We start from the raw sequence: 6,000 nt of genomic DNA, 5'->3' as shown, positions 1-6,000 counted from the left end.
AATCCGGCACTTTGGCCGAACGCGCGCGGTATGCAAGAACAGACAGCAGGCGTCAATGTCATTGTTGTTAGTCCTTATCACCGACTAACGCCAACCAATATGACAAACCCGCAGTCATCCGCATAATGCATTATAATGCCAAAGCGAACGTCAGTGCATCATAAAGCTGGGAATCTGCACCCTTATAGTAATTCTTGCGCATGCCGACCTGACCGAAGCCGAATTTATGGTAAAGGTGCGTGGCAGTGTTGTTGCTTCGCATTTCCAGAAAAATGCGCATGACACCTGCTTCCCGCGCATTTTCGATCACTTGGGCAAGAATCGAAGAACCCGCCCCAAAATGACGCCATTCAGGTTTAACCCCAATCAACAAAAGTTCTTCCTCGTCGCCGACCCGCCGCGACATCGAAAAACCGATCGGCTCGCCGGTCGCCTGACCAACCGCGCTCGGAACGGCTTCGGCGATGATCGTATGGGTCAGCGGCATGGTTAACATCGACCGCGTCTGGCTGTGGTTCCAGGCTTCGCCATACATCGGATCGAACGCCGACTGCATGACCTGCATGACCGGTTCCAGTGCATCGGGCGCCGCCAGACCGCAGATCAGCTGGAAGGGCAGATCGCCTGTCGATCGGTCGGATGCGCCGGTCATCGCCCTCACCCCGGCGTCAGCGCCCGGGCAGCCGGTGCGGCCATAGGCTTGGCATCGGCGCCGCGTCCGTAAACGGGGTCGGCAGGCAGGCTGCGGGCAGAAGCGGCAAGCAACGGCGCCGACCGCGCATCGGGCAGAAGCGCCAGCGCGATTCCGTCGCCGCGCAGCGCAATCACCGATTCCGCCATCGACCCTGCGACCAGCATTTGCCGACAGGCGCGCGCCGCAGCATCGGGCGCGAGCGAGGCCAGCGGACCTGTCGCCTTGCCGGTCTGGTCGAAGCTCTGGACGAAATATTCCCCATGCCCCCCGGTCATCACCACATCGACCCCCGGCATATCCGTGCGCATGTCCAGTGCCATGGCGGCCACCAGCGCGTGGGTCGAATAGCCGCGGACCGGGGCGCTCCAGGCCAGGCCCAGCGCACGGGCGGCCGCGAGGCCGACGCGCACGCCGGTAAAGCTGCCCGGCCCGCAATTGACGAGGATATGCGCGGCGCGGCCCTTGTCGGGCAGACCCGCGATCATCGGGACGAGCCGCTCGGCATGGCCCCTGCCCATCACGGCGTGATCCGACGCGATCAGAACGCCGCAGTCGAACAGCGCGACCGAGCAGGCTTCGGTCGCGGTGTCGATGACCAGCAGGGTCTCGGTCTCATGTTCGGGTGTCATACCCGAACCGCGCTAGCTGATTGTGTTGAAGCGGTCAAAACCGGGGCGCGGGCTGCGGTCGAAAATCGTCGAGGGATCGCCATAGCCCAGCGTCGAGATGAAGTTCGACTTCACGTTGGGCTGGTCGGCAAAGAACGCGGCGTCGACCGCAGCGTTGTCGAAGCCCGACATCGGCCCGGTGTCGAGACCAAGCGCGCGCGCTGCCATGATCAGATATGCGCCCTGCAGCGAGGAATTGCGCAGCGCCGAGATGCGGCGGAACTCGGCCTTGTCATCGCCTGTGAACCAGCTGCGCGCATCGGTGTGCGGGAAAAGCTCGGGCAACTGCTCGTGGAATTCCAGGTCCATGCCGATGACGACCGAGACCGGCGCCGCGAGAATCTTGGTGGCGTTCGCCTCCATGCAGCAATCGGCAAGCTTCTGCTTGGCTTCATCGCTGACGCACCACACCAGCCGCGATGGCAGCATGTTGGCCGATGTCGGACCCATTTTCATGAGGTCCCAGATGGCGTGCAGCTGTTCGGTCGAAACGGGCTGATCGGTATAGCCGTTATACGTGCGCGCGGTACGGAACAGCTGATCGAGCGCGCCGTCATTCAGGGGAGCGGTCATAGACATGGGATCCTTGATGGGGACTGCAGGATTGAAGGGGGCGGTGCCGCCAGGGGTCGCGCGCGTCAGGCGGCGCGGACCTCGATGACCTCGGGGACGTAATGCTTGAGCAGCGATTCGATGCCGTGCTTGAGCGTCGCGCTCGACGATGGGCAACCCGAGCAGGCGCCCTGCATCTGCAGATAGACCACGCCCTTGTCGAAGCCGCGATACAGGATGTCACCGCCATCATTGGCCACCGCCGGACGCACCCGCGTCTCGATCAGTTCCTTGATCTGCGCGACGATATCCTCGTCCTCGGGGTTGCTCGGCCAGTCGGCATCATCGGCAGGCACCGCGATACCGGCTGCGGTCGCCGCGCGGAACAATGGCATGTCCGCCGAAAAATGGTCGAGCAGCACCGAGAGGATATCGGGCTTGAGGTCTGACCATTCAGTGCCCGGCCCCGCCGTCACCGAAATGAAGTTGTGGCCGAAGAATACCCCCGTCACGTCGCCCAGGGCGAACAGCGCCTCGGCCAGCGGCGAGGCTTCGGCCTCTTCGGGCGAAGCGAAATCGCGGGTGCCCATGTCCATGACCTTGCGGCCCGGAAGGAACTTGAGCGTTGAGGGGTTCGGGGTGGTTTCGGTTTCTATCAGCATATTTGGTATCTGGGCCAGCACCCGCCGCTTCGCAAGGCAGTTTTTCTTTCAGCAGGGTGGACCGGACTTTGCCTTTTTGCCGGAACAGGGCGGGCATCTGCCGCACGCCCCGCCGCATATTCAGCCGCATATTCACTGGCCAGTCACATTTGCGCTGCCTATAGATCGGGTATGACCTTTCCCCTGATGCGCCCTGCGCGCGTGGCCGCTGCACTGGCGGCGCTTTCCCTGGTTCTTACCGCGCCCTTGCTCGCACAGCTGCCGGGCGAACCCGTCGCCAGCGGCAAGGACAAGAACGGCCAGCCGCTGCGTCCCCCCAATCTGGAAGCCGGCGAGCCGACCCCCTGGCTGTACAAGGGCAGCAACGTGCCCGTCGACAAGGCGTGGACATTCGGCGAACTCAGCAACGGCGTGCGCTATGCGGTGCGCCGCAACGGCGTGCCCCCGGGCCAGGTCTCGATCCGCGTGCGGATCGATGCCGGGTCGATGATGGAAGCCGACACCGAGCAGGGCTTTGCCCATCTGCTCGAGCACCTCACCTTCCGCGGATCGAAATACGTCCCCGATGGCGAGGCGATCCGCATCTGGCAGCGGCAGGGCGCAAGCTTCGGCAGCGATTCCAACGCCGAAACCACCCCGACCCACACCGTCTACAAGCTCGACCTGCCCGCAGCGACTCCCACCGGGCTCGACGAGAGCATGAAGATCCTCTCAGGCATGATCCGCGAACCGGGGCTGACCAAGGAGGCGGTGACCGCAGAGGTGCCGGTGGTGATGGCCGAACTGCGCGAACGTTCAGGCGCACAGGTGCGGGTCGGCGATGCCACCCGCCAACTGTTCTTCGCAGGACAGAAGCTTGCCGAACGCTCACCGATCGGCAAGCCCGAAACGCTCAATGCTGCAACGTCCGATGCCGTGCGCGCCTTTCATCAACGGTGGTACCGGCCCGAAAACACGGTGATCGTGATCGCGGGCGATGTCGAACCGGCGACGCTCGAAGCGCTGATCAAGACGCATTACGGCGACTGGAAGGTCAAGGGCAAGCAGGCGCCTTATCCCGGCTTCGGCGAGCCCGACGCCTCCAAGCCGGTCGCGCAAGCGCTGGTCGAGCCCGGCTTTCCCTATCTGATCAGCATGGGCATTCTGCGCCCCTGGTATCCGGTCAACGACACCATCGCCTATAATCAGCAATTGCTGATCGATCTGGTCGCGACCCAGCTGATCAACCGCCGGCTCGAAGGCCGCGCGCGTGGCGGCGGCAGCTTCCTGCAGGCGCAGGTCAACGCCGAGGACGTCAGCCGTTCGGTCGATGGCACCTTCGTCTCGATCGTGCCGATCGGCGATGACTGGCAGGCCGCGCTCGCCGATGTGCGCGGCGTGCTCGCCGATGCCACCACCACCGCGCCCACGCCCGAAGAGATCGCCCGCGAAATGGCCGAGTTCGACGCTGCCCTTGCCGTGCGGATGGAAAGCGCCGCTACCGAGGCCGGCGCCAAGCAGGCCGACGACATCGTCGGTGCGGTCGATATCCGCGAGACTATCGCCGCCCCCGAGACGGCGCTCAACGTGTTTCGCGGGATGACGGAAATGTACACGCCCGAACGGCTGCTCGAATCCACCCGGCGGCTGTTCACCGGAGTGACCACCCGCGCGATCCTCATTTCACCCCAACCGGTGCCCGATGCCACGACGCTGCTGACCACTGCGCTCACCAAGGACGTGACCGCCGATGCCAGCGCGCGGCTGGCAGCGGCTGCGGTGACGTTCGATGACCTGCCTGATCTGGGCACGCCCGGAACGGTGGTCTCTACCACCGACATCCGGCTGCTGGGCATAGAAATGGTCGAACTGTCGAACGGGGTGAAGGCGATCCTCTATCCCAACGATGCCGAAGTTTCCAAGATCATGGTCAAGGTGCGCTTTGGCAACGGCTATCAGGCATTCCCGGCGGACAGGCCGTCCCTGGTCTGGTCGGGCCAGACCGCGCTGGTCGCCAGCGGCGTCGGCGAGATCGGTCAGGAAGGGCTCGACCGGCTGACCAACGGCCGCCGCATCGGTTTCGGCTTCGAGGTCGAGAACGATGCGTTCACGTTCTCCGCCGACACCCGCCGCAGCGACCTGGCGGACCAGCTCAAGCTGTTTGCCGCCAAGCTTGCCCAGCCGCGCTGGGACCCCAACCCGGTGCGCCGCGCCAAGGCGGGGACCGAGCTTGCCTATCGCAGCTTCTCGATGTCGCCGCAGACGGTGCTCGAGCGCGACCTCAGCTACCTCACCCGCAATCGCGATCCGCGCTGGAAGGTGCCCTCGCCCGAAGATGCCGCCGCGCTGACCCCCGAATCGTTCCGCGCAACCTGGGAGCCATTGCTGGCGCAGGGGCCGATCGAGGTGCTGCTGTTCGGTGATTTCGACAAGGCCGAGGCGGTCGCGGCGCTGGAAAAGACCTTTGGTGCATTGCCGCCGCGCGCGCCCGTTCCCGTGGTGAGTGGTGCCGACACGATGTCCTTCCCTGCCCCCAATGCCGAGCCGGTCGTGGTGCGGCATGAAGGCGCGCCCGACCAGGCGGCGGCGTTCCTGGGCTGGCCCACCGGCGGCGGCATCACCGATGTGCAGGAAAGCCGCCAGCTCGAAATCCTGACCGCGATCTTCAACAGCCGCCTGTTCGACCAGCTGCGCGCCGAGGCAGGTGCCAGCTATGCTCCGCAGGTGCTCAACAACTGGCCGATCGCGTTCGACAAGGGCGGCTTTGTCGGGGTGATCGGGCAGCTTGCGCCTGAGAACGTCGGCAAGTTCTTCGACATCGCCAATTCGATTGCAGCGGACCTTGCTGCCACCCCGGTCAGCGCCGATGAACTTTCGCGGGCAACCGAACCGCTGCGACAATTGGTCTCGCGCGCCAGCACCGGCAACAACTTCTGGCTCAACCAGCTGCAGGGTGCATCGCGCGATCCGCGCCGCATCTCGGCGCTGCGCACCATCCTGCCCGATTACACAGTCACCACGCCCGAACGGATGCAGGCGCTGGCGGCGAAGTATCTGGTGAAGGACAAGGCGTGGTCGTTCATTGTCCTGCCTCAGGAAGCCGAAGCCCCATAGCGCCGGTGACATCGACGGACCGAACAGCAAAACGCCCCGGCAGGATGATCCCGCCGGGGCGTTTTGCTGTGTTAGGCCCGCTTGGGCGCGAAAATGTGGATCAGTCCATCTGGCCCGGCATTTCGTCGGGGCCACGCGAGGGCTCGATGATGTCGGGCTGCACCGGGTCCATCTCGGGCGGTTCGCGCACCGGGTCTTCCATTGGCGGATCGTTGACCGGAAGCTCGGTCGGGGATTGCGGCTCGATACGGTCGGGCGCGGGAATTGCAGGATCTTCGGGACGTGTAGCCATGATGAGGTTCCTTTCCTTGAACCATCTACGCCCGCCGGA

At 64.5% G+C, this 6,000-nt stretch carries 6 protein-coding genes; 1 reads left to right on the top strand and 5 read right to left on the bottom strand.

All coding sequences use genetic code 11. From position 1 onward, the window contains the following. Window positions 1-130 precede the first annotated feature (130 nt). The 4 genes from ACK4R0_RS09670 to ACK4R0_RS09655 form a co-directional block, all read right to left on the bottom strand. Entirely contained in the window at window positions 131-652 is a 522-nt protein-coding gene (locus ACK4R0_RS09670) for a GNAT family N-acetyltransferase (RefSeq protein WP_409673650.1), read from the bottom strand. A gap of 5 nt (window positions 653-657) precedes the next feature. After that, on the bottom strand, window positions 658-1,323 hold the full coding sequence (gene tsaB, locus ACK4R0_RS09665; RefSeq protein ID WP_409673648.1) for a tRNA (adenosine(37)-N6)-threonylcarbamoyltransferase complex dimerization subunit type 1 TsaB: 666 nt from the start codon (window positions 1,321-1,323) through the stop codon (window positions 658-660). A 12-nt stretch (window positions 1,324-1,335) separates the two neighbouring features. Further along, window positions 1,336-1,935 carry a malonic semialdehyde reductase gene (locus ACK4R0_RS09660; RefSeq protein WP_409673646.1) on the bottom strand — a complete coding sequence of 200 codons (600 nt, stop codon included), beginning with the start codon at window positions 1,933-1,935 and terminating at the stop codon, window positions 1,336-1,338. Between the two features lie 65 nt (window positions 1,936-2,000). After that, window positions 2,001-2,576 carry a NifU family protein gene (locus ACK4R0_RS09655; RefSeq protein ID WP_409673644.1) on the bottom strand — a complete coding sequence of 192 codons (576 nt, stop codon included), beginning with the start codon at window positions 2,574-2,576 and terminating at the stop codon, window positions 2,001-2,003. A gap of 171 nt (window positions 2,577-2,747) precedes the next feature. Between ACK4R0_RS09655 and ACK4R0_RS09650 the strand changes: the two genes are divergently transcribed. Beyond that, on the top strand, window positions 2,748-5,669 hold the full coding sequence (locus ACK4R0_RS09650; RefSeq protein ID WP_409673642.1) for a M16 family metallopeptidase: 2,922 nt from the start codon (window positions 2,748-2,750) through the stop codon (window positions 5,667-5,669). A gap of 100 nt (window positions 5,670-5,769) precedes the next feature. Here the strand turns inward: ACK4R0_RS09650 and ACK4R0_RS09645 are convergent, their stop codons facing one another. Further along, window positions 5,770-5,961, bottom strand: a complete 192-nt coding sequence (locus ACK4R0_RS09645) for a hypothetical protein (protein WP_409673640.1) — start codon at window positions 5,959-5,961, stop codon at window positions 5,770-5,772. Window positions 5,962-6,000 lie beyond the last annotated feature (39 nt).

The organism is Blastomonas sp. (genome assembly GCF_046294995.1).
Taxonomy (GTDB): Bacteria; Pseudomonadota; Alphaproteobacteria; order Sphingomonadales; family Sphingomonadaceae; genus Blastomonas.
This window is presented reverse-complemented; position numbering and strand designations above follow the sequence as displayed.